The sequence below is a fragment of the Parabacteroides sp. AT13 genome, assembly GCF_002272965.1.
Lineage (GTDB): Bacteria > Bacteroidota > Bacteroidia > Bacteroidales > Tannerellaceae > Parabacteroides > Parabacteroides distasonis.
Genome location: NZ_NQMH01000002.1, coordinates 1,094,966 through 1,119,317 on the forward strand (window position 1 = coordinate 1,094,966; position 24,352 = coordinate 1,119,317).

Annotated in this window: 23 protein-coding genes; 10 read left to right on the top strand and 13 right to left on the bottom strand. The window is 45.9% G+C overall.

Annotated features, from left to right (window positions below):
* Positions 1-121 precede the first annotated feature (121 nt).
* From CI959_RS18935 to CI959_RS18945, 3 genes are read right to left on the bottom strand one after another with little or no spacing between them, the layout of a single operon-like run.
* Entirely contained in the window at positions 122-502 is a 381-nt protein-coding gene (locus tag CI959_RS18935) for a RidA family protein (protein ID WP_005862903.1), read from the bottom strand.
* Positions 503-529: 27 nt separating this feature from the next.
* Positions 530-1,276, bottom strand: coding sequence for a 23S rRNA (guanosine(2251)-2'-O)-methyltransferase RlmB (gene rlmB / locus CI959_RS18940; protein ID WP_008779732.1), 747 nt, complete (start codon positions 1,274-1,276; stop codon positions 530-532).
* A 49-nt stretch (positions 1,277-1,325) separates the two neighbouring features.
* Positions 1,326-1,916: a thymidine kinase gene (locus CI959_RS18945; RefSeq protein ID WP_008779731.1), complete on the bottom strand. Its 591-nt coding sequence runs from the start codon at positions 1,914-1,916 to the stop codon at positions 1,326-1,328.
* A 283-nt stretch (positions 1,917-2,199) separates the two neighbouring features.
* Between CI959_RS18945 and CI959_RS18950 the strand changes: the two genes are divergently transcribed.
* Genes CI959_RS18950 through CI959_RS18970 form a run of 5 tightly spaced genes read left to right on the top strand, consistent with a single transcriptional unit; the run spans position 2,200 to position 9,423 of the window.
* Entirely contained in the window at positions 2,200-3,240 is a 1,041-nt protein-coding gene (locus tag CI959_RS18950; protein WP_005857604.1) for an efflux RND transporter periplasmic adaptor subunit, read from the top strand.
* Positions 3,241-3,245: 5 nt separating this feature from the next.
* A complete protein-coding gene (locus CI959_RS18955) occupies positions 3,246-6,287 on the top strand; it encodes an efflux RND transporter permease subunit (protein ID WP_057316945.1) in 3,042 nt (1,013 codons plus the stop codon).
* Positions 6,288-6,296: 9 nt separating this feature from the next.
* Complete coding sequence (locus CI959_RS18960; protein ID WP_057316944.1) at positions 6,297-7,607, top strand: TolC family protein; 1,311 nt, start codon at positions 6,297-6,299, stop codon at positions 7,605-7,607.
* A 3-nt stretch (positions 7,608-7,610) separates the two neighbouring features.
* Positions 7,611-8,651: a sensor histidine kinase gene (locus CI959_RS18965; RefSeq protein WP_005857611.1), complete on the top strand. Its 1,041-nt coding sequence runs from the start codon at positions 7,611-7,613 to the stop codon at positions 8,649-8,651.
* Positions 8,644-9,423 carry a LytTR family DNA-binding domain-containing protein gene (locus CI959_RS18970; RefSeq protein ID WP_010183331.1) on the top strand — a complete coding sequence of 260 codons (780 nt, stop codon included), beginning with the start codon at positions 8,644-8,646 and terminating at the stop codon, positions 9,421-9,423. Before CI959_RS18965 ends, CI959_RS18970 begins: the two co-directional genes overlap by 8 nt.
* Here the strand turns inward: CI959_RS18970 and CI959_RS18975 are convergent.
* The 10 genes from CI959_RS18975 to rpmB all read right to left on the bottom strand — a co-directional run bounded on the left by CI959_RS18975 (position 9,420) and on the right by rpmB (position 17,861).
* Positions 9,420-10,052, bottom strand: coding sequence for a hypothetical protein (locus tag CI959_RS18975; RefSeq protein ID WP_008779727.1), 633 nt, complete (start codon positions 10,050-10,052; stop codon positions 9,420-9,422). The genes CI959_RS18970 and CI959_RS18975 overlap by 4 nt on opposite strands.
* A 75-nt stretch (positions 10,053-10,127) precedes the next feature.
* Positions 10,128-11,792 carry a DNA repair protein RecN gene (recN, locus tag CI959_RS18980; RefSeq protein ID WP_008779726.1) on the bottom strand — a complete coding sequence of 555 codons (1,665 nt, stop codon included), beginning with the start codon at positions 11,790-11,792 and terminating at the stop codon, positions 10,128-10,130.
* Between the two features lie 7 nt (positions 11,793-11,799).
* Positions 11,800-12,711: a DUF4835 family protein gene (locus CI959_RS18985; RefSeq protein ID WP_005857619.1), complete on the bottom strand. Its 912-nt coding sequence runs from the start codon at positions 12,709-12,711 to the stop codon at positions 11,800-11,802.
* Positions 12,708-13,913 carry a bifunctional phosphopantothenoylcysteine decarboxylase/phosphopantothenate--cysteine ligase CoaBC gene (gene coaBC / locus CI959_RS18990; RefSeq protein WP_057316942.1) on the bottom strand — a complete coding sequence of 402 codons (1,206 nt, stop codon included), beginning with the start codon at positions 13,911-13,913 and terminating at the stop codon, positions 12,708-12,710. Before coaBC ends, CI959_RS18985 begins: the two co-directional genes overlap by 4 nt.
* 49 nt (positions 13,914-13,962) lie before the next feature.
* Positions 13,963-15,114: an iron-containing alcohol dehydrogenase gene (locus CI959_RS18995; protein ID WP_005857622.1), complete on the bottom strand. Its 1,152-nt coding sequence runs from the start codon at positions 15,112-15,114 to the stop codon at positions 13,963-13,965.
* 4 nt (positions 15,115-15,118) lie between these two features.
* Positions 15,119-15,889, bottom strand: coding sequence for a 3'-5' exonuclease (locus CI959_RS19000; RefSeq protein WP_005857624.1), 771 nt, complete (start codon positions 15,887-15,889; stop codon positions 15,119-15,121).
* Between the two features lie 10 nt (positions 15,890-15,899).
* The gene (gene dnaN, locus CI959_RS19005; RefSeq protein WP_057316941.1) at positions 15,900-17,024 is read right to left on the bottom strand and encodes a DNA polymerase III subunit beta; all 1,125 of its coding nucleotides are present in this window, start codon (positions 17,022-17,024) and stop codon (positions 15,900-15,902) included.
* Between the two features lie 220 nt (positions 17,025-17,244).
* Positions 17,245-17,397 (bottom strand): DUF4295 domain-containing protein, encoded by a 153-nt coding sequence (locus CI959_RS19010; RefSeq protein WP_005638125.1) that lies wholly within the window; start codon positions 17,395-17,397, stop codon positions 17,245-17,247.
* A 16-nt stretch (positions 17,398-17,413) separates the two neighbouring features.
* On the bottom strand, positions 17,414-17,602 hold the full coding sequence (gene rpmG / locus CI959_RS19015) for a 50S ribosomal protein L33 (RefSeq protein WP_005857628.1): 189 nt from the start codon (positions 17,600-17,602) through the stop codon (positions 17,414-17,416).
* Positions 17,603-17,621: 19 nt separating this feature from the next.
* Positions 17,622-17,861, bottom strand: coding sequence for a 50S ribosomal protein L28 (rpmB, locus tag CI959_RS19020; protein WP_005857630.1), 240 nt, complete (start codon positions 17,859-17,861; stop codon positions 17,622-17,624).
* Positions 17,862-18,095: 234 nt separating this feature from the next.
* Between rpmB and CI959_RS19025 the strand changes: the two genes are divergently transcribed.
* From CI959_RS19025 to CI959_RS19045, 5 genes are all read left to right on the top strand, one after another.
* Entirely contained in the window at positions 18,096-18,698 is a 603-nt protein-coding gene (locus tag CI959_RS19025) for a nitroreductase family protein (RefSeq protein WP_008772394.1), read from the top strand.
* A 14-nt stretch (positions 18,699-18,712) separates the two neighbouring features.
* Positions 18,713-20,062 (top strand): dihydrolipoyl dehydrogenase, encoded by a 1,350-nt coding sequence (gene lpdA / locus CI959_RS19030; RefSeq protein ID WP_010183358.1) that lies wholly within the window; start codon positions 18,713-18,715, stop codon positions 20,060-20,062.
* Positions 20,063-20,090: 28 nt separating this feature from the next.
* Positions 20,091-20,834 carry a lipoate--protein ligase family protein gene (locus CI959_RS19035; RefSeq protein ID WP_005857636.1) on the top strand — a complete coding sequence of 248 codons (744 nt, stop codon included), beginning with the start codon at positions 20,091-20,093 and terminating at the stop codon, positions 20,832-20,834.
* 103 nt (positions 20,835-20,937) lie between these two features.
* Positions 20,938-22,272 (top strand): dihydrolipoamide acetyltransferase family protein, encoded by a 1,335-nt coding sequence (locus CI959_RS19040; RefSeq protein WP_005857638.1) that lies wholly within the window; start codon positions 20,938-20,940, stop codon positions 22,270-22,272.
* Positions 22,273-22,294: 22 nt separating this feature from the next.
* Positions 22,295-24,328, top strand: a complete 2,034-nt coding sequence (locus CI959_RS19045) for a thiamine pyrophosphate-dependent enzyme (RefSeq protein ID WP_005862955.1) — start codon at positions 22,295-22,297, stop codon at positions 24,326-24,328.
* Positions 24,329-24,352 lie beyond the last annotated feature (24 nt).

Below are 24,352 nucleotides of genomic sequence, written 5' to 3' on the forward strand. Positions count from 1 at the left end.
TTTTGAGATTAGCTGTATCGATGAATTACGAGAGTAGTCGCATCGTATCACGGGAGTAGTCTTGATGGATAACGAGAGTAGTCTCGACAAGCGATGAGACTACTCTCGTTATTCCTTATGATTATTCTTTCACGGCGATCACCTCGATCTCTACCAAACCATTCTTCGGCAGTGTCTTAACGGCTACCGCCGAACGTGCGGGAAACGCACCTTCGAACTGAGAGGCGTATACCTCGTTCATAACGGCGAAGTCGCCCATATCCGCTAAAAATACGGTTGTTTTTACGACATCATTGATGCTATAACCTGCCTCTGCCAAGATAGCGTGAACATTCTTGAACGCTTGGGCGGTTTGTTCCTTTACGGATCCCTCAACGAAAAGTCCCGTAGCAGGATCGATACCCAGTTGTCCGGAAGCGAACAGCATATTACCTACTTGCACCGCTTGGCTATACGGACCGATAGCGGCGGGAGCGTTTTTTGTAGCGATAACTTTCTTCATTTTCTTCTTTAGTTTATATACATATTATTATTGTTGCTCGTTCATACGTTGGCGAACCACCTCGTACACCAGAATGGAAGTGGCTACAGATACATTCAAGGAGCCGATCGTTCCGAATTGCGGAATCTTTACCATATTATCGCAGATGCGCAAGTTCTCCGGAGACACACCCGTATCCTCCGCTCCCATCACGATCGCTACCGGTCCTTCATACTTCACCGCCGTATAATTCTCCGCCGCTTTCTCGCTGGCGGCAAATACCTTCACCCCGCTTTGCTGCAAGAAACGGATCGCTTGGTTGATACTCTTCTCCTTACAAACCGGCAATACATGCAAGGCACCGGCAGAGGTCTTGATCGCGTCGGCGTTTACCGAAACGCTTCCTTTTGCCGGAATCACGATCGTATCGACTCCCGCACACTCGCAGGTACGGGCAATAGCGCCGAAATTACGCACGTCCGTAACCCCATCCAGCAATACGATGAAAGGATCTTTTCCTTGCTCATACACAAAAGGAATGATATCTTCCAAGCTCTGGTAGGTAACCGCCGACATAAAAGCGATCACCCCCTGATGATTCTTTCGAGTCAAACGATCCAAGCGTTCAGCCGGAACACGTTGTACCGGTATCTCACGGCCTCTCAGTACCTCAAATAACTCTTTGGATAGATCCCCTTGTAAATCCCTTTTCACAAGGATCTTATCTACCTCCTTATCAGCCTGTATAGCCTCAATCACGGCACGAATGCCGAACACCATTTCGTTTTCTTTCATACTTTATATAACGCAAAACTATTAATTTCACAAATGTAGGGATAAATAATCAATTCTTCAAACCTTCAGCCTTCGCATAACATTCCCGGCATAAAGGCTCGTATTCGGATTGTTCCCCTAAAAAGACCCGTTTATCATTTCTCACGATACGATGGGATACGTAAGCCAAACGTCCGCATTTCACGCAGATGGCATGCACTTTCGTCACCTCATCGGCGATAGCGCATAACTCCGGCATAGGACCGAAAGGAACTCCCTTATAGTCCATGTCCAACCCGGCCACGATCACCCGGATACCGTTAGCGGCCAATTGATTGCATACGTTTACCAATCCCTCGTCGAAAAACTGGGCCTCGTCTATCCCCACCACATCGATCTCGGAAGTGAACAATAGGATACTGGAGGAAGAATCCACCGGAGTAGAAGGAATCGAATTACTATCGTGCGAGACTACGTTATCCTGCGAATAGCGGGTATCGATCGCAGGCTTGAAAATCTCCACCCGCTGCTTGGCGAATTCAGCCCGCTTCAAACGGCGGATAAGCTCCTCCGTCTTACCGGAAAACATGGAACCGCAAATCACCTCGATCCGCCCTTGTCCCGGATACTGGAATATATGTTCTTCTGAAGGCAATGTCATTACTTTCTCCTTTTTTGCCGGCAAAAGTACATAAAAAAGCGGAACTGCGGAAGCTTACTCACCGTATCACCGGTTCTAATTGTCTCTGCACAGGCGTTGCAGTGGGCATTGCCTATAGTGATACACGGTGTAAGGCATCCATCGTCCGCCTCGTTATAAATTAAGGTTGGGCCGATCTATTTTCCAGTTGAGCGACGGTATCTTCCGGTTCAGTAAAAATCCGCCTTATTCCTTCACCCATTGCCTCTATTTTTGCCCGGTAATAAATAACTAGGTATATCTTATGAGAAGAATTTCATATATCCTGCTTCTGGGCATCCTTTTATCGGCATGCCAAAAGAACACAAAGTCCAAAGGCACGAACTTACCTGTCGAGGTGATCTCTCCAATAAAAAAGACAGAGACCGGCAGAAGTCGTGAATACACCTTTCTATCAAGACCCTATAATGAGACAGTCCTCTCTTTCCGCATCAATGGCCCCGTCTTGAATTTCGACTTACGGCCCGGACAAGCGTTCTCCAAAGGCAGCACAATCCTCTCGATCGATAACCGTGACTTCTTGATTCGCAAGCAGCAAACAGAGGCGCTCTACTCGCAAACCAACCAAGAGTATAAACGGATCGAGGCCCTTTACAAAAAGAATAACATCTCCGGAAGTAACTACGAAAGAGCGAAAGCGGATTTCCTTGTCGCCAAATCCAATTACGAGACCGCCGTCAACGCCTTAAGCGACACCCATCTGTCCGCCCCTTACGACGGATATATCCAAAATATCCATATCGAACCTTTCCAAGACGTGAAAGCGACCGAGCCGATCCTTACCTTCATAGAACTGGACAGGCTCAAGATCGAGACCTATATACCAGAGGAAGTCGCCTTACACTTATATGATAAAGAAAAACAGAAGCTATGTCAAATAGAAATCCATTTCGATACGGCTCCCGAACGGACAATCACCCCTTCCGATTTATATGTGTCTAAAAGTACGACAAACAATAACCTCTCTTATCTGCTGACCGCCATTGTCCCAAATCCAGATATGGAATGGCTGGGTGGAATGAGTGGAATCCTCTCGATCGACCTACCCAAAGAAGAGCGGTCTCAAAATCTATGGCTTCCCTTAACGGCTATCTGTCACCGCCCCCAAAAAGGAGATTATGTATGGGTGGTTAAAGGAGACAAGGTAAACTCCGTTCCCGTCAAACTCGGTGAGCAAAGAAATAACCAGATAGAGATCGTGGAAGGAATCACGGAAAATGACCTTGTCGTATTGACAAGGCAACGTTTCCTTTCCGAAAATAGTACCGTAACCATCCAAAAATAAGTAAGATGCAAAAATTCATCAAATATTTCCTGAAAAACAAAGCGGTTACATGGCTCCTGCTAGTCCTAATCTTGGCAGGGGGGCTGTTCTCTTACGCAAAGATGGGAAAACTGGAAGATGCCCCGTTTACGATCAAGCAAGCCTTGGTACTTACCCCTTATCCCGGCGCCTCCCCCTCGGAAGTTCAGTTCCAAGTGACGGATGTACTGGAAGAAGCCATTCAATCCTTAGGCGAGTTATACTATCTGAAGACAGAGAACCGGGCTGGACTTTCCAAGATCACGGTCTACGTGAAAAAGGAAATCCGGGCCGACGAGATGCAGCAGTTATGGGATAAACTACGCCGAAAGGTAAACGACGTACAAGGCAAATTACCTTCCGGAGCGGGAACCTCCATCGTCAATGATGATTTTGGCGATGTATTGGGTGTTTTCTACGGATTGACCGGAGAATCTTATACCTACCGGGAACTGGAGGATCAAGCCAAACTGATCAAAGATGATTTACTGAAAGTAAAAGACGTGGCAAAGGTAGAGATCTACGGCATACAAACTCCCGTAATCGATATCCGGATAAACCCCACGATCTTATCCAATCGGGGTATTACGACAGTTGATATCAAACGGGCGTTCGACGGACAGAATAAAATGGTAGACGCCGGGAGTATTCGCAACGGGGAGACTCGCATACGTATCGAATCCACCGGTAATTTTTACTCATTGGATGATATCCGTAACCTTACGATCGTATCTCATTCCGGCGAACATTTCCGGCTAGGCGATATCGCCCGTATTGAGGAGAGTTACCAGACTCCGCCCCAAAACTTCATGCGCATCAATAACAAGCAAGCGGTCGGTATCGCTATCTCTACCGTACCGACCGGGAACGTGGTCGATATGGCCAAGGCCGTGAAAAAGCGTATTCAATCATTTTCGGAGACCATGCCCAAGGGTTTTGAGCTCACCTCCATATACGACCAAGGATATGAGTCCGCCGTGGCCAACCAAGGATTTATCTTGAACTTGATCATCTCCGTCGTGACCGTAGTAGCGATCTTATTGTTCTTTATCGGTTTCAAAAACGGCCTTTTGATCGGTAGCGGATTGGTTTTCTCTATCTTCGCCACTTTAATTGTCATGTTCGCCAACGGGATCGCTTTGCAACGAATGTCTCTTGCCGCTATCATCATTGCGATGGGTATGTTGGTAGATAACGCCATCGTAGTATCGGACTCTGCCTTGGTAAATATGCAACGAGGCATGCGCAAACGTATCGCAATCATGAGGGCTTGCTCATCCACCGCCCTGCCTCTACTGGCGGCTACGGCTATCGCGATCCTCACGTTCTTGCCCATTTATTATTCACCGCATATCACGGGCGAATTACTTTCATCCTTAGTGATCGTGATCGGAGTATCCTTGATGTTCAGCTGGGTGTTTGCGCTTACGCAAACCCCATTCTTCATCCAAGAGTTTGTACGGCGCCCCAGACCGGACGAGTTAACAGGGGAATTATTCTCTGGAAAATACTATGATTATTTTCGGTCTTCCCTACGCCTTGTCATCAAATACCGATACGCTACAGTAGGTATCTTATCCGTTCTATTGGTTATCTCCGCATGGGGTTTCCAGTTTATCCCGAAAGTGTTCGTGCCCTCGCTCGATAAGCAGTATTTCACTTTAGATATGTGGCTACCGGAAGGTACAGCCATCGAGGAAACCGATCGATACGCTACCGATATGGTCGAATCCATCCAAGAATATTCGCAGACGGAAATGGTTTCGACTTATATCGGACGGACACCGCCCCGTTATTATCTATCGAACGTTAGCTTCGGTCCCCAACCAAACTATGCCCAATTATTGGTAAAATGCAAGACATCCGGAGAGGCCCGGGAATTGCATGCCTTGCTACAAGACCCAATTCGCTTAATATATCCGGAACCGCTCATCAATGTGAACAAGTTTGAGTTAAGCCCGCTTACGGAAGCCTTGATAGAAGCCCGTTTCCTCGGACCGGACCCGGCGGTATTGGACTCTTTGACCGGAGTAGCTATCGACATTATGCGAAGGAACCCGAAAGTAACCGATGCCCGGAATGAATGGGGTAATATGACCTATATGATACGCCCGGTATATGATCCGGTAAAAGCCGGTTTCTTAGGTATCACCAAGGCTAATTTGATGGAATCCGTCAAATCCATCGAGGAAGGTACGGTTATCGGGATTTACCGGGATGAGGAAAAGAAAGTCCCGGTCTTATTGAAATCGGAGAAGAGCGGAATCGACGATCCCCGTTCATTAGGTGATTTCTCGGTGTGGAACGGAGAGAAATCCGCACCCTTGTCACAAGTAACCCGACAGGTAACCTCCGCATGGGAATATCCGCAGATCAAGACCTACAACCGGCAATTGTCTATGGCAGCGATGTGTGGCGTGAAAAACGGTTACACCATGTCTGAGGTACACGGTGAGATTCGGGAAGAGATCGAGAAAATGAACCTGCCCCAAGGATATAGCTTCTTCTGGGATTCACAATATAAAGACCAGACAGAGGGATTGCAAGCCCTTGTCAAATTCTTCCCGCTGGCTTTCTTGATGTTGGTTGTTATATTGGTCGCTTTATTCTCCAATTTCCGTCAACCGATAATCATCCTTTGCGTGCTCCCTCTCTCCTTAATCGGGGTAGCGATCGGTATGTTACTTACCGGGTTCGATTTCGGCTTTTTCCCGATCGCCGGATGGTTGGGGCTCTTGGGTATGATTATCAAAAACGTAATCGTATTATTAGACGAGATTAACACGCAACGTCGTAACGGTATCTCTCCATACGACTCGATCATAGAGGCAACCATCTCAAGGACTCGCCCGGTCTTGATGGCGGCTACCACGACTATTTTAGGAATGGTGCCTTTACTTTTCGACGTAGCGTTCGGTGGAATGGCGGCGACTATTATCTTCGGACTCACCTTCGCCACCTTACTTACGTTATTCGTAACCCCGACGTTATACGCATTGTTTTACCGGATTCATTCACCTCATAAATAAACGATAAAAATGGACAAAGTATATATTATCAGCGGTCTCTTATCCTTCCTATCCTTCCCGTTAATCGCACAAAACAGCGATTATCAAGCGCAATATAGGGAAAAAGTCTTGGAATACAACCAAGACTTGAAAGCAGCGGGATACAACGAGGCCATGAAACAGGAAATGATCAAATCGGCCCGTGCGGATTTCAAACCGAAACTCTCGGCGAAAGGTAATTTCAATTATACCGGTAATCCGCTAGAATTATCGATTGATTTGCCATCTATGAATTCCCCCCTTTATTTTCAAGGTAAAGATCTGAAATATGGGGCGACTCTCTCCCTCTCGCAACCGATTTATACCGGAGGCGGCATTCGTGCCAACTACCAAAAAGCACGGCAAGAAAAAGAGTTGGCATCCAATGAATCCGATCGTATAAAAAGCAATACCCTACACGACGCCGATATCTACTATTGGAATGCGGTAGCCCAGCACGAGCTGGTTTTCGTGGCACAGGCATTTCGTACATCCATACAGCAACTGGTGGACGTCGTACGCCACCGGGTAGAAGTCGAATACATCGATCGAAACGATCTTCTTATGGCGGAGGTAAAGCTAAACGATGCAGATTTCCAGTTATTGCAAACTCGTGATAACGCCGAGATCGCACGTTTGGCCCTTAATTCTTTCGCTGGTGTAAACCCGAGCGATACCTTGCCGATCGATCATTCCGTAATCGCCCTCAAACAATTTATCCCTTTATCGGATGAGATAGATAATGCGATAACCAGCAGGCCGGAATACCGGATCGCCAAAAACAAGATCGAGTTACAGGAATCATCCCGGAAAATAGCGGATGCCCATTTCTTACCCCAATTCCATATTGGAGTAGATGGAAGTTATTCCTCACCGGGCTATAACTTCAAATCCGACCTAGATCCGAACTATGCGATCTACGCCAAGCTCAGTATCCCGCTCTTCGAATGGGGAAAACGTAAGAGTACCCGCAACGCTTCCTCGTACGCCATCAATATGGCTCAACAGAATCTCAGCAAGACGCAAGATAAGATCCGGCTGGAAATACAAACCGCCCATTACAACTATAAACAAGCTATCGATAAAGTCGAACTAACCGAGAGCTCATTATCAAAAGCATCCGAAAGTGAGCAAATGGCCATGGAGCGTTATAAGGAGGGGAATGTTTCCATCGTCGAGGTTATCAACGCTCAATTATATCATCAGCAAGCTCAGGTTAATTATATACAATCCAAACTAAACGCACAGATGGCGAAGACGGATTTCGAACGGGCAATTTATTATCTTCGCGAAAAAGAATAGGTCATGAAAGAAATATCATACGGGAAATCGGCATGTATCCTTTTGTTTTCGGCATTAGGGGTCTTTTCCTATTTCTTGCTGTTATATCATACGGAGCTACAAGAGCGCATCCCCGATATAAAGATCTCATTGATCGCTTTGTCCATCACGATAGCGGTATTCAACTTGTTCGGTTTCAGTTTACTGGTCAGCAGCCATTGGATGGCTACCAACTATCCATTATATTATATCGATAAAAGCCGGATGTTATGGCATTATCTGCTGGTAGCGATCCTATTGCTACTTATGAATTGTACCCTGTTTATCTCGTTGAAATGGATCACAAGCATTGGCGATCCTTTCGTGATCCGGGCAAAAGGGGCCGGTTTGGTAATAGCCGTCTGGTTCGTGGAGATGATCATTTTCAGCCTTCTCTTGATTAATTATTCGATGCGTTATACATTGAATTTATATAAGGAGAAACAAAGATTGGAAGCAGAATCTATACAAGCTAAATATACCGCTCTCCAAAGCCAGCTAAATCCTCATTTCCTATTCAATAGCTTGAATACATTGATAGCAGAGATAGAGTATGATCCGGCTACGGCGGTCAAGTTTACGCAGCATCTATCCGAGGTATACCGTTACGTGCTCCGCCAGCAACAGTGCCAGATCGTCTCTTTAAAAGAGGAGCTTGATTTTCTGGATTCCTATATATTCCTCCATCAAGTCCGGCTGGGAGATTGTTTGTCGTTGGAACGCGATCTTCCCGACAACGTCATTGACCATCAATTGCCCCCTCTGACACTGCAACTACTAGCCGAGAATGTCGTGAAACATAATTATATCGACGATTTTAACCCGATGACCATACGGGTATATACTGAAAGGAACAGTCGATATCTATGCGTCAGCAATACATTACGGCCTAAAAAAGTCTCAAACGCATCCGGTAAAGGATTAAAGAATTTGTCGGAGCGTTATCAATTACTATGTAAGCAGGATATCCAGATCCGAAAAAATGATCACCAATTCACCGTATCAATCCCACTTATTTATGAATAATATCCAAGTAGCCATTATCGAAGATGAGAAACCGGCCGCCCGGTTACTGGAAGGTATGATAAAGAAATTACGCCCGCAATGGGATATCATCAAGATACCCGGAAGCATCGAATCATCCGTGGCTTGGTTCGCTTCCCATCCGCATCCGGATATCGTTTTTCTGGATATCCAGTTGTCGGATGGAAATTCTTTTTTATTTATAGAACAGGCTTGTCCTACAAGTCTCATTATCTTTACGACCGCTTACGATGAATATGCAGTCCGGGCCTTTACGGTAAACAGTATTGATTATCTACTCAAACCGATACGACAAGAGAGATTGGAGGAAGCCATCCAAAAATTCGAGCATGTCACGTCTAAGTACAACCAGAAGCTCTTAGAGCAAAATGATTTATTGGAAGTACTCCATTCCCTCACGTATCCCGGCAAGAAATACAGGACCCGTTTCCTTATTTCCGGCAACGAGAAACTGATCACTTTACAGGTGGAGGATATCGCCCACTTTTATTCATTAAACAAGATCACCTTCGCTGTCACACGCCAAAACAAGGAGTACATAATCGATTTCCCGCTGGATAAACTCATGGAACAATTAGATCCCGATAAATTTTTCCGGACGAACCGGCAGACGATCATAAATATCGAATCCATCGTGAAAATAGAGCCCTATTTTCAGAATAAGGTCATTGTCCACATAAAGCCGGAACATAAAGAGAAAATATTGGTCAGCAAAGAAAAATGGGCCTCTTTCAAGCTATGGTTGAATTATTAGACCTTTCGCCCATTGCTATAATACCGTTCTTTTCTATCGTCCCGATCCTTCTTATTCTTTTTAGGTTTGGGCTTATCCGGTTTCGCTGGTTTCCGATAGTCATGACGATGGTTGTCACGATCCCAATGTCTATCTGAGTCATGCCGGTCGTCTCTCCAATGATTGTCATGGTGAATGGTACCCCAGCGGTAATTCCAATAGTTATCCTCATATCGACGGCAGTCATGGGACGGGCGGCGATCCGGATATCTCGGATTCGCATACCATCCCCGATAATCATGGATACGTTGCGGATGCTCCCTTACAAAACGGACATATAGATTGAACTGGGCCGGAGTCAATAGACGTTGGATCTTACGATCCCTTTCCATACGCAAATCGTAAATACGGCGAGCCGCACGGTCCCAATACCGATAGTCACGGCGGGCCTCCTTCTCTATTTTCTGTCCGTACTTATGGATAATCTTATGGTATTCCGCTGCTTGGCGAGCGGGCAAATGCATCGCTTGCTCCATCCAAAGACAATTTTGACAATGCGGTTCATTCCACCCAAAACTGATCCAAAACTGGCTGTAAGCGGGTAAACTGCACAATATAGCCAACACACATAGTAAGCTGAATCGTTTCATGTCTTTTCAATTTTAAGTTAATAATAAAGCGAATCGTTTGTTCTTTTATCTAAGACTGCCCTACTTCAGAAAGGTTTAATCCTTGATACCCAACAAATCTTTCGCATTGGCAAGAGAAGCCTCTGTCAACGAGGCTCCGCTCAACATACGGGCCACCTCGTTCACACGTTCCTCCCCCTCTAATTGCTTGATACGGGTCAGCGTACGGTCTTTGGTATCCTTCTTATAAACAAAATAATGAGCTTGCCCCTTCGCCGCTATCTGAGGTAAGTGAGTGATAGCGAAAACTTGCATCTTTGTTCCGAGTTCTTGCATGATATCCCCCATTTTATCGGCGATATCACCCGATACCCCCGTATCTACCTCATCAAAGATAATAGTAGGTAAAGCGGTGAACCCGGCAATCATAGCCTTAATGCAGAGCATCAACCGGGAGATCTCACCTCCGGAAGCGGTTTGGGCTACCGGCTGCAATTCCGCGCTCTTATTGGCGGAGAACATAAATCGGATATCGTCCATTCCATCGCTCTCCGGCTCTTTGCGAGGAAGGATGTCCACACGGAAACGGGTATTCGGCATCCCCAACGGAATAATCATCTTGACCAATTGCGAGGCCATCGCCGTGGAAGCGACTTTACGCTGCTCGCTAAGCACGGAGGCTTGTTGAAGCAACTCTTTATACGAGGCATCCAATTGACTCTCTAACAAACCGATTTGCTCATCGAAAGAATCGATCGCACGCAATTGCTCTTGGTATTGATCCCGTATAGCAATCAATTCATCCACGGTGGAGACACGGTGTTTTTGCAGAAGTGTATAAAGGATATTCAAGCGTTCATTCACCCATTCCAATCGTTCCGGGTTGAACTCTACATCTTCCTTTAAAACGTCTGTCTCGGAAGCCAGATCATTCAAGTCGATATAAGCCGAGCGGATTCGCTCGGAGATCTCCTTGGCTTTCGGGAAATATCTTTCTAAGGAATCCACGGTGGAAAGGGCTTCCTTGAGTATTTGGATGGCTCCTTGCTCCTCGCCGTCCAAGAGTTCGGTTACCTTATATAAAGAGCTTTTGATCTCCTCCGCATGCGAGAGAGTTTCTTGCTCTTGCTCCAACTCATCCTGCTCATCCGGTTGAAGGTTGGCTTCGTCCAATTGTTCCAATTGAAAACGGATATAGTCCTCCTCCTGCTTGCTTTGAGCCGCTTTGTCCCTCAAATCTTTCAGTTCCCTTCGCAACGCCTGATAACGGGTAAATTCCTTCTTATAAAGAATGAGCAAGATCTCATTTTCGGCCATTACATCGATCACTTTCAGCTGGAAACGGTTGTCGCCCAACAATAGGTTCTGATGCTGCGAATGGATATCGATCAAGCGGCTTCCCAACTCTTTTAAGATCGTAAGGGAAACCGGAGAATCATTGACGAAGGCACGGGATTTGCCGGAGGCATAAAGTTCCCGACGCAAGATACAGCTATCCGCGTCGTACTCAAGGTCGTTACTTAGGAAGAAAGGCTCCAACTGATATTTTGAGACATCAAATACGGCCTCGATCACACATTTATCCGAACCTTTCTTTATACTCTTGCCATCCGCACGCTGTCCCAGCACCAAAGACAAGGCTCCTAATATAATTGATTTTCCCGCTCCGGTCTCACCCGTTATCACCGAGAAGCCTTTATCAAAGCGGATATCCAAATTGTCTATCAAGACAAAGTTCTGTATAAATAAGGATTTCAACATAACTATTTTACCTTACTGGTTTTTGAAGCTCTTCCAAGCGAGTGGATTGTGCCGGATAGATCTCGAACAGCATCTTATAGCCCTCTTGCCGCTCTTGTGTGGTCGCTTTCGAATAAATCGCGATAATCTCATCTAATTTAGCGTCGGCGAACATTTGTAGAAGCACAGAGGTAGGCCGGGCTTTCTTTACTTCCTGCAAGGCGGGAAGCGCACTAATGATCGTCGTACGTCCACGATCCGGATTTGCTGCCATTTCATCGAGTCCTTTCCGGTGATACGTGTACCACATTTCCCGGAAAGCGTCGGATGCGTTATCTTGCAAAGCCGTCGCTACGGCATGGCGGTTCTGGTTGCTATCAAAAGCTTTCCAGCCCGTCCACGACATCTCAGACTGGGCCATGTTCACGATTTGCTGGGCTTGTTGTATATAAGTAGTTCCACCTTTCGGAGCGAAACTATCGAAATCAAGCCCCAAGATCACATAGACGTAAAACACGATAGTGGCCGTAAGATTGCTGGTCAGCGTATTTGAGTTATAGTCCAACGGCTCGCCCTCCGTATACTCAAAATCCAACTGTTGATCCCTGAAATTCAGAAGAGTAGTTGTATAACTGGAATTATAGACCGGACGGCGGGCTTGTATCTGGATCTCGCTCTTGAAGTTCGTCTCATCCAATTCATTCACGATAATCGTCATCGTACAATCGATCTTCTCATTGACGGCAAACGTGGCATCCGTCCATTTCCGGTTATTCACGAACTCAGTCAAGGAGTTCTGCAAGGTCGTGAAGATTTGCTTGTTAGCGGTCGCAATTTTGTCTCCGTTCACCGTGATACGGGCGTTCAACTCTTGCGCCTTCCCACAAAAAGGAGCGGCGCAAAGCATGAATAGATAAAACAGTCTTCTTACTTTTCTCATTTCAATAATGTTACCAACTTATTTACGATATCACAGGCTACCTCCCGCTTCGTTTTGAGCGGATAGCTCGTTACTCCTCCGGCATTGTCGATAATCGTGATCTTATTGGTATCGCAACGGAAACCGGCACCTTGGTCTCGTAAAGAATTCAAGACGATGAAATCGAGATTCTTCCGCTTCAGTTTACCTTCGGCATGAGTAGCCTCGTCGTTCGTCTCCAAGGCGAACCCCACCATGACCTGTCCTTCCCGCTTGATCGCACCCAAAGAGGCGGCGATATCCGGGTTCGGAACCAAATGAAGCGTCATCTCTCTCTCCGTTTCCCGTTTGATCTTCTGCTCGGAAGCATTCTCCGGACGGTAATCGGCGACAGCGGCACATAATATGGCAGCATCGCTACTCGGGAATGCGGTCATCGCCGCTTGGTACATTTCCCCGGCAGACTCAACATCGATTCGTTTAATAGCTGGATGATGTGTTTTTAAAGAGACTGGACCAGCGACCAAAGTCACCTCCGCCCCTCTCTCCGCACAAGCTTCCGCTAAAGCGAACCCCATCTTACCGGAAGAGTAATTACCTATAAAACGTACGGGATCTATCTTTTCATATGTCGGACCTGCTGTTATTAAGATCTTTTTTTTTTCAAGATCTTTTTGAGCGGAAAAGAAGTCTTCCAAAACCTCGATAATCTTATCGGGTTCTTCCATCCGGCCTTTACCAACCAAATGGCTCGCCAATTCCCCCTCGGCAGGTTCGATAATCCGGTTACCGAATGAACGCAAGCGCTCCAGATTCTGTTGGGTACTCGGATGAGCGAACATATCCAAATCCATGGCCGGAGCCACGAATACAGGGGCTTTACAAGAAAGATAAGTAGTTATCAGCATATTATCGGCGATTCCGTTCGCCATCTTACCGATCGTGGAAGCGGTAGCCGGAGCAATCAACATGGCATCCGCCCAAAGCCCCAGATCCACATGACTATTCCATGTACCATCCCTATTGGAAAAAAACTCGCTGATTACAGCGTGGCTACTCAACGTCGATAACGTAAGCGGAGTGATAAACTCTTTTCCCGCCGGCGTGATAACCACTTGTACCTCGGCTCCTTTTTTCACCAATCCCCGGATGATATAAGCGGCTTTGTATGCGGCTATACTCCCCGTAATCCCTAATATAATATGTTTATCTTTCAATATCATATATCGAATCAATTTATCTTTGCCAGTAGAGACGTAGCACGTTGCGTCTCTACAACCTCAACAAAAGAATCTCTTTGGCTACTTTTGAGTTTATATTGCCATATTCGCCAAGTTTCCATCCCATTCGATCGATAGGTTCCACCAAAGCATCCAAGTCGGACTCCTTGATCCCATAGTCGGAAAGACGGGTCTTTAATCCCATGAAATGGAAAAAATCTTCCGTAGCCTCTATTGACTTTTGCGCCTTTTCATCGGCAGATCCTTCGGTAATACCAAATATGACCTCTCCCATCCGGATCAGTTTCGCCGCTTTCTCCTTACGCATATAGGTCATGACACCCGGCAAGATAACCGCCAAAGTCTGGGCATGATCCAAGCCGAACTGCGCCGTCAATGCATATCCCATACGGTGTGAGGACCAGTCTTGGGGTACTCCTTGGCCGATCCAACAGTTCAAGGCATTCGTAGCCGCCCACATCAAATTAGCACGAATATCATAATCATTCGGATTTTGCAAGACCTTGCGGCCTTCTTCCACAATTGTCTTCATCAATCCCTCGGCAAAATAATCTTGAACCTTAGCGTTCACCGGATAAGTCAGGTATTGCTCGACCACATGGATAAACGAGTCAACGACACCGTTAGCCACCTGTCGCTCAGGTAAAGAATAAGTTACCTGCGGATCTAAGATAGCGAACTTAGGGAACACCAACGGAGACATGAAATTCAATTTCTCATGGACAGATTCCCGGGAAATTACCGCCCGTTCATTCATTTCCGAACCGGTAGCGGCCAAAGTCAGCACTACTCCTAAAGGAAGCGCTTTCTTTATCACGCCACCTTTCGACAAGATATCCCAAGGATCTCCCTCGAAAAACGTAGCCGAAGCGATAAATTTCGTAGCGTCGATCACTGATCCGCCGCCTACCGCCAGCAAGAAATCGATATTCTCCCCCTTCACCAACTCAACAGCCTTCATACAAGTCTCATAACGGGGATTCGCCTCAATACCACCAAACTCATAGGTATGGAAGTCTTTCAAAGCTGCCGTCACCTGCTCATAAATGCCATTTTTCTTAATGCTACCGCCACCGTATACCACCAGAACCTTACTTCCTTCTGGAAGTAACGCAGACAAACGGGCAATACTTCCTTTGCCGAACACAACCTTTACAGGATTGCAAAACTCAAAATTATTCATCGCCTTATTTTGAATTAAAGTCTCTCAAACGGATCTCTGTCAACATTTTCTTCGTATTCAACGGGAAATCGCCATTCATGATCCAAGAATAATAACCCGGATCCGACTTCAAGATCTCCGTTACCAAACGGCCTTTATACTTACCGAAGTTAATAACCTCCTCGCCTTTATCGTTGTAAACCATACGTCCGGCGAAATCCACATTATTCGAGTAGCAGGAATATTGGGAAAGGAAAGCAACGTCATTCTTCAAATCCGGATAGCGATCCAGCTGCGCTTTCAACACCTCATATGTAGCCAACGTATCAGCCTCAGCCGTATGAGCGTTCTCCAAGCTTTTATTGCAATAGAATTTATAAGCGGCAGATAACGTACGTTGCTCCATCTTATGGAAAATCGTCTGTACATCGATAAATTTGCGCCGGTTCAAATCGATATCCACACCCGCACGCAGAAACTCCTCGGCAAGCATGGGTATATCAAAACGGTTGGAATTATATCCGGCCAAATCACAACCCTCGATCTGGGTTGCCAAAGATTTAGCGATCTCCTTAAAGGTCGGACAATCTTTTACATCTTCATCGGTTATGCCATGAATAGCGGTAGATTCGGGGGGAATAGGCATACCGGGATTTATCCGGCGTGTCTTCGTTTCTTCTTTCCCATTTGGGAAGACCTTCACGTAGGAAATCTCTACGATACGGTCCTTTACGATATTTATACCCGTGGTCTCTAAATCAAAAAAGACCAGCGGGTTCCTTAAGTTTAACTGCATTATTTATTTATTAGTCATTCAACATCATCGGCATCAGCAACATGAGCAAGTCCTCGTCCTCATCATTCTCAGAAGGAACGATCAAGCCGGCACGTGAAGGGTCCGCTAATTCTAATACAATCTCTTCCGAGCTGATATTTCCAAGGATCTCGATCAGATATGTAGCCTTAAAACCGATGCTTAACTCCGTCCCGTCAAACTGACAAACAATACGCTCTTCCGCAGAAGTGGAGAAATCGATATCTTGGGCGGAAACCGTAATCAAGCTATCCTTCAAGTGCAACTTCACCAAGCTGCTCGCCGGATTAGAAAAGACAGAAACACGCTTTAAAGCATTCAAGAAAGAGATACGATCGATCGTTACCTTAAACGGGTTTTCTTGAGGAATCACACTATTATAGTTCGGGTAACGCCCCTCGATCAAACGACAAACCATCTCGAAGTTCGTGCAAGTAATATACGCATTGTTATCATCAAACTTAATCAATACTTGCTCCGACTCCTTCGCCAACAAATTCTTCAATAAATTAGCCGGCTTCTTCGGCAAAATGAAAGAAGCCCGTTCCGGGGATTTCACCGCCAAGTTACGCAAGCGAACCAATTTATGTCCGTCTGATGCCACGAACGTCAAATCATCCGTATGGATATCGAAATAGACACCATTCATTACAGGGCGAAGCTCATCATCGGCCGTGGCGAACAAGGAACGACTGATGCCGTTTAACAGCATCTGGGCATCCATCGAGATAGAGATAGCGTTATCATTCAACGGCTTCTGCTGCGGATATGTGTCCCCTTTCTGACCGATAAAATTATACTTACCATTCTGGAAATGAATGAAAATCTCCAAATTCTCATCATTGATATCAAAAGTAAGCGGTTGTTCGGGAAGCTCTTTCAGCGGATCGAGCAGTATCTTGGCGGAAACCGCAAAGAGTCCGGCACCTTGGGCATTCATGACGTCTACGGAAGTCACCAACCGGGTCTCGGCATCGGAAGCTGTCACCGTAAGCGTATTTCCTTCTAGGTTAAAAAGGAAGCTGTCCAGAATCGGTAAAGAGTTCTTGGAAGCGATAACCTTGCTTATAGACTGTAAACGTGATAATAACGCAGTGCTGGATACATCGAATCTCATAGCTTTAATTATTTTATCTTGTTATATTATTATTTCACACAAACTACCATTTGGATAGGAAGAGACGCGGCATGCCTCATCTCTACAAATTAACCCAACAAAATTAAGAAAATATTTTATTTGTAACCAACTATACTTTCAAAAGTTTAGGGTACAAAAAAAGCTTCCCTCCGCTTTATCGGAGAGAAGCCTCTTATATTCTTTATTATTCGCTACTTAATTATTTAGCGAAATAATCTTTTACCGCTTCGTTAGGGATCATTTCTTCTTGGAAGATGTATGCACCTGTTTTCGGAGACTTAACCATTTTAATCACTTTGGAATAAGTACGACCGTCACCTTTCTTAAATGTTGCAACTGCTTTTTTTGCCATCGTTTAAAATCTCCTATTACTTAATTTCTTTGTGTAACGTCATCTTCTTCAAAACCGGATTGTATTTCATCAATTCCAATCTCTGAGTAGTATTCTTTCTATTCTTCGTAGTGATATAGCGAGACATACCCGGCATTCCACTTTCCTTGTGCTCTGTACACTCAAGGATTACCTGTACTCTATTTCCTTTTGCTTTTTTTGCCATTTTCTATATCCTCCACAAATTATGCGTTCAAATAACCTTTTTCAGCCGCCATCTTGATAGCCGCATCCAAACCTAACTTATTGATTGTACGTAAGCCAGCCGCAGATATATTCAAGCTAACCCAGCAATCCTGCTCTACCCAGTAGAACTTCTTCGTAAACAGGTTGACATTGAACTTACGCTTCGTTCTTCTCTTTGAGTGAGAAACGTTGTTTCCAACCATTGCTCTCTTTCCAGTAATTTGACAAATTTTAGACATTTCTAATCTGTTCTTTTAAATTATACGAAATTTAAGTCAACTCCTGCTATGTGTCTTCCCTTTCTGAACTAGCATCATGAACAAAAACGAAGATTCTAATAGAGTCTTATCTTTACAGGGTGCAAAGGTAAGAATTATTTTGATTTATCCGCAAGAATTCTCAAATATTTTTTCCTCAACAAATCATGTCTTAAATTAGTTATAGGTATATAACAACATAACATGATATTCATTATGGCAAGAAGTTTTAAAGAAGCGATCCAGCATCGCCGGACACATTATGGAATAGGTAACAACTCTCCCATTTCCGACAACGAGATTCATGAGATTATTAAGACAGCGGTCACTCACGTTCCCTCCGCATTCAATTCGCAGTCTACGAGAATCGTACTGCTACTGGGTGAAAGCCACAAGAAGCTTTGGGAAATCGTAAAAGACACGCTTCGTAAAATCGTCCCCGCCGAAGCCTATAAGGCTACCGAGGTAAAGATAGATAATTCTTTCGAGGCTGGCTATGGCACGGTCCTCTTTTTCGAGGATACAGCGGTAGTAGAAGGCTTACAGAAGCAATTTCCTTCTTACAAAGAGAATTTCCCGGTATGGTCCCAACAGACATCGGCTATGCATCAATTCGCGGTATGGACTATGCTGGAAGACGCCGGCTTCGGCGCTTCTTTGCAACATTACAACCCGTTGATCGACGAGGCGGTCGCTAAACAATGGCATATCAATCCGAACTGGAAACTGATCGCCGAGATGCCGTTCGGAACCTCTACCCAGGAACCGGGAGAAAAACAATTCGCCCCATTAGAGGAACGAATTTTAGTATTCAAATAATTATAATAATGTATATGGAATATGACATAGCAATCATAGGCGGTGGACCTGCGGGTTACACCGCCGCCGAAAGGGCTTCGGAGAATGGATTAAAAACGATCCTTTTCGAGAAGAACGCTATCGGTGGCGTCTGCCTAAACGAGGGATGTATCCCGACAAAAACTCTTTTATACTCCGCCAAGATACTAGACAGTATCAAAAGTGCCTCCAAATATGGTATAGTGGCGATGAAAGACCCAAGTTTCGACTTGGCAAAGATTATCGACCGGAAGAACAAGACCGTCCGTAAACTTACGCTCGGGGTAAAAGCCCGGCTTACGGGTAACGGCGTCACCATCGTAGAAGGAGAGGCACGAATCACCGGAGAGGAGTTTGGAAATATACGGATTCACTGTGATGGAAAAGAGTATTTAGTGAAGAATGTGTTAGTATGTACAGGCTCTGAAACCGTGATCCCTCCTATCAAAGGATTATCTGAGGTCAAGTATTGGACTTCCCGGGAAGCCCTTGATCTCAACGATTTGCCAAAATCGTTAGCGATTATCGGTGGTGGCGTGATCGGAATGGAGTTCGCCTCATTCTTTAACAGTATGGGCGTAAAGGTGAAGGTAATCGAGATGCTACCCGAGATATTAGGGAATATGGATAAAGAAACCTCAGCGATGCTTCGATCCGAGTATAAGAAAAAAGGCGTAGAGTTTTTCTTGAATACCAAAGTTACAGAGGTATCCGCAGAGAAAGTCTTTGTTGAGAAAAACGGCAAGGCAGACACGATTGAAGCCGATAAAATATTGGTGAGCGTGGGCCGCCGTCCGATTACAAAGAGTCTGGGACTAGAAAATCTAGCGATCGAAATACAAGGGGCCGGTGTAAAGGTAAACGAACATATGCTGACTTCCCATCCACATGTATATGCGGCTGGAGATATTACCGGTTTTTCCCTGCTGGCACATACGGCTTACCGGGAAGCGGAAGTTGCCATACACCATATCCTAGGCATACCGGACGAGATGAGCTATAAAGCCATTCCGGCGGTAGTTTATACGAATCCGGAATTGGCGAGCGTGGGTAAGACAGAAGAGGAATTGGTAGCGAATGGGGAAAGTTTCCGTGTTCAAAAGATCCCGATGACCTATTCCGGACGTTTCGTCGCAGAGAACGAGAATGGTAATGGTTTATGTAAACTGATCACGGACGACGAGGATCGTATCATCGGTTGCCATCTACTAGGGAATCCGGCATCCGAGATTATCGTCACCGCCGGAATCGCTGTCGAGAATGGTTATACAGTCGATGAATTTAAGAAAAATATTTTCCCGCATCCGACAGTCAGTGAGATCCTCCACGAAAGTTTATATATCTAATAAAACGCCTAACTAAAACAGTTTCCTGATGCTTTGCATTCACAATACACAAACGGATCCATACTTCAATTTGGCCGCCGAAGAGTATCTGCTCAAGAATTTCAAAGAGAATATTTTCATGCTTTGGCAGAATGAACCATCAATCGTGATCGGTAAGCATCAGGATGTATGGGCCGAGGTAAATCTCAAATTCGTACAAGACCAACAAATCAAGATAGCACGCAGGTTTTCCGGTGGTGGTGCCGTTTACCATGATCCGGGAAACCTGAATCTTACATTTATAGAGACCGGCCAGATTATGCAGACCGACAAATATACCATCCAGATCATGAATTTTCTCAAGACATTGGGAGTACATGTCGAGATGGATGAACGGAAAGGACTAACTATCGGAGGATTTAAAATATCGGGTAGCGCACAGAGTATCCATAAGAATCGGTATATGCACCATGCTACCTTATTGTTTTCCACCGATCTGGATAGGCTCGTCACCTCCTTGAAAAGTACATCCCGTCAAACACCAGAGAAAACAGGAGGCAAACGATCGACATTCGTTAAATCTGTACGGAGTCCGGTCACGAATATCAGCGCTCATCTTCCGGCATCTATCTCCATCCAGCATTTTAAGAAAGCGCTTCTTTATTATTTCACGATCAATAATCCGGGCATACAGGATTATTCCTTCACGCAAGCAGACTTGGAAGCCATCTATAGGCTTAAAGAGCAGAAATATGCTACAGCCAGCTGGAACTTTAACACTTATACACTATAATACAGAAACTTACCTTCTTAATCTTTGTTCTTATTATATACCGTTTGTAGAGACGGGGTACGCCCCGTCTCCCACTATATGACAGTAATTAAAAAATCAAAATATGGCTACATTTGAGATAAAGATGCCTAAGTTGGGCGAAAGTATTACAGAAGGAACCATCATCTCATGGTCGGTAAAGGTAGGTGATACCGTAGAGGAAGATGATGTCCTTTTCGAAGTAAGCACAGCGAAAGTAAGCGCTGAGATTCCATCCCCCGTTGAGGGAAAAGTAAAACAACTTCTTTTTAATGAGGGAGACACCGTAGCGGTCGGTACAGTCGTAGCGATCCTTGAGATCGAAGGTGAAGGAGAGGATAACGGAGCTCAGCCGGAAACCTCGGAGGCTACTCAACCGAAAGAACAAGTCCCCGCTCCCGCCTCAGAGGAATTATCAAAGAATTCCCAAGAGGAAGATCGTTGGTATTCTCCCGTAGTATTGCAATTAGCGAAAGCTGCCGGTGTATCGCAAGATGAACTGGATCATATTCCGGGTACCGGATATCTGGGACGTCTCAGTAAGAAAGATATTCAAACGTATATCGATCACAAAAATAAAGGTACGGAAATGCCGAAACCGAAACAGGCTCCTGTTTCTTCCATGCAGCAAACGGCTACGAGCACGCCGATAATTACGGTAGCGCCGCCGACCGCTCCTTCCATGCCTATGACAGCGGCCACTCCATCCGCTCCACTCGCTCAAGGAGACGAGGTGAGAGAAATGGATCGTGTACGTAAGATCATTGCGGACCATATGGTATTATCGAAAAAAGTATCTCCGCATGTGACGTCGGTTATCGAGGTAGACGTGACCCGACTGGTTAACTGGCGTAAAAAAGTGAAGGATCAATTCTTCAAGCAAGAAGGCATCAACCTAACTTATATGCCGGCTATTACCGAAGCGACCGCCAAAGCGTTGAAAGCCTATCCATTAGTAAATTCATCTGTGGACGGTTACAATATCATCCTAAAGAAGCCTATTAATATAGGTATAGCGGTTTCCTTAAACGACGGAAATTTAATTGTCCCGGTTATACACGATGCCGATAAGCTGAACCTAAGTGGCCTCGCCTCACAAATAGATACCTTGGCGGCTAAAGCCCGTGAGAATAAGCTCGCCCCGGATAGCATCCAAGGCGGAACGTTCACGATTACGAATTTCGGAACCTTCAAGAGTCTGTTCGGCACCCCGATCATCAATCAGCCTCAAGTAGCGATCCTAGCCGTCGGTTATATCGAGAAGAAGCCTGCGGTAGTAGAGACGCCCGAGGGAGACACGATCGCTATCCGTCACAAGATGTACCTCTCACTCTCCTACGACCATCGTATCGTGGACGGAGCTTTGGCGGGAGCCTTTTTACGTTCCATCGCCGACGAACTAGAGAATTGGAACGCTTAATACATTATTATAATAGAACAACATGAAAAAGTATGATATAAAAACAACAGATAAGGAGACTCTCAGGAAATGGTTTTACCTTATGACGCTCGGAAGGGCGATCGATGAGAAGGCTCCCTCCTATTTATTGCAATCTCTCGGCTGGTCTTATCATGCCCCGTATGCCGGGCACGACGGGATACAACTCGCCATGGGACAAGTATTCGATAAGGATACGGACTTTCTCTTCCCCTATTACCGGGATATGTTGACGGTTCTCTCGGCGGGAATGACTGCCGAGGAGATCATCCTGAACGGTATCTCCAAGGCGACCGATCTGACCAGTGGCGGCCGCCACATGTCTAACCACTTCTCTAAGATGGAATGGCATATCGAGAACGTTTCTTCCGCTACGGCGACTCACGATCTCCATGCCGCCGGCGTGGCACGGGCGATGGTTTACTATGGACAGAAAGGCGTAGCGATTACCTCGCACGGAGAATCGGCCGCTTCCGAAGGCTATGTGTATGAGGCGATCAATGGCGCCAGCAATGAGCGACTGCCGGTTATCTTTGTCTTCCAAGACAATGGATATGGTATCTCTGTCCCCAAAAAGGACCAGACGGCCAATCGTAAAGTTGCCGATAATTTCTCCGGCTTCAAGAATTTACGTATTATCCATTGCAATGGAAAAGACGTGTTCGATTCCATGAATGCCATGACCGAGGCCAAAGAGTACGCGATCGCCAACCGGACTCCCGTGATCGTTCAGGCCAATTGCGTACGGATAGGCTCCCACTCAAACTCCGATAAACATACCTTGTATCGTGATGAGAACGAGCTTACCTATGTAAAGTCCGCCGATCCTTTATACAAATTCCATCGCATGCTGATTCGTTACGGACGTTTCACCGAGGAAGAATTGAAAGAGATCGCGGATCTAGCGGCTAAAGACCTGAAAGCCGCCAATCGGAAAGCGATGGCCGCCCCCGATCCCGATCCGTCTACCGTCAAGGATTACGTCCTTCCGGAACCTTATCAACCCCAAAAGTACAAAGAGGGTGTTCAAAACGAAGAAGGAGAGAAAGAAACGCTAGTCACGGCGATCAACAAGACGTTGAAAGCGGAGTTCCGGCACAACCCGGATACGTTTATCTGGGGACAGGATGTAGCCAATAAAGAAAAGGGTGGCGTATTCAACATCACGAAAGGCATGCAGCAAGAATTCGGTATCGAGCGAGTCTTCAACGCCCCTATCGCCGAGGATTATATCGTAGGGACAGCGAACGGTATGTGCCGCTTTGACCCGAAGATCCATGTAGTGATCGAGGGCGCAGAATTCGCCGATTACTTCTGGCCGGCCGTCGAGCAATACGTGGAATGTACGCATGAGTATTGGCGCAGCAACGGGCAATTTACCCCAAACATCACTTTGCGCCTAGCCTCCGGAGGCTATATCGGAGGAGGACTTTATCATTCCCAGACCATCGAGGGCGCATTGACCTCACTGCCCGGTGCCCGGATTGTTTATCCCTCTTTCGCGGATGATGCCGCCGGGCTGTTGCGGACGAGCATGCGTTCTAAAGGCTTTACGCTCTATCTGGAACCGAAAGCGCTCTACAACGCCGTAGAAGCCTCCACCTTTGTCCCCGAGGATTTCGAGGTTCCGTTCGGGAAAGCCCGCATACGCCGTCCGGGAAAAGATCTGACAATCATCACTTATGGCAATACGACCCATCTTTGCCTCAACGTAGCCGAGCTTCTTTACAAAGAAAAAGGCTGGGAACTGGAGGTTATCGATCTTCGTACCTTGATACCTTTGGATAAGGAGGCGATCTTCAACTCGGTGAAGAAAACCAGTAAAGTATTGATCGTACATGAGGACAAGGTCTTCTCTGGCTTCGGAGCGGAAATTGCCGGCATCATCGGCTCGGAACTATTCCAGTACTTGGATGCTCCGATCCAACGGGTAGGTTCCCTATTCACTCCGGTTGGTTTCCATCCGGTCTTGGAACGGGCCATCCTCCCCAACGAGGAGACCATCTATCATGCGGCAAAAGAACTGCTGCTTTATTAGATCCACATTCGTTAAATCTTTAAA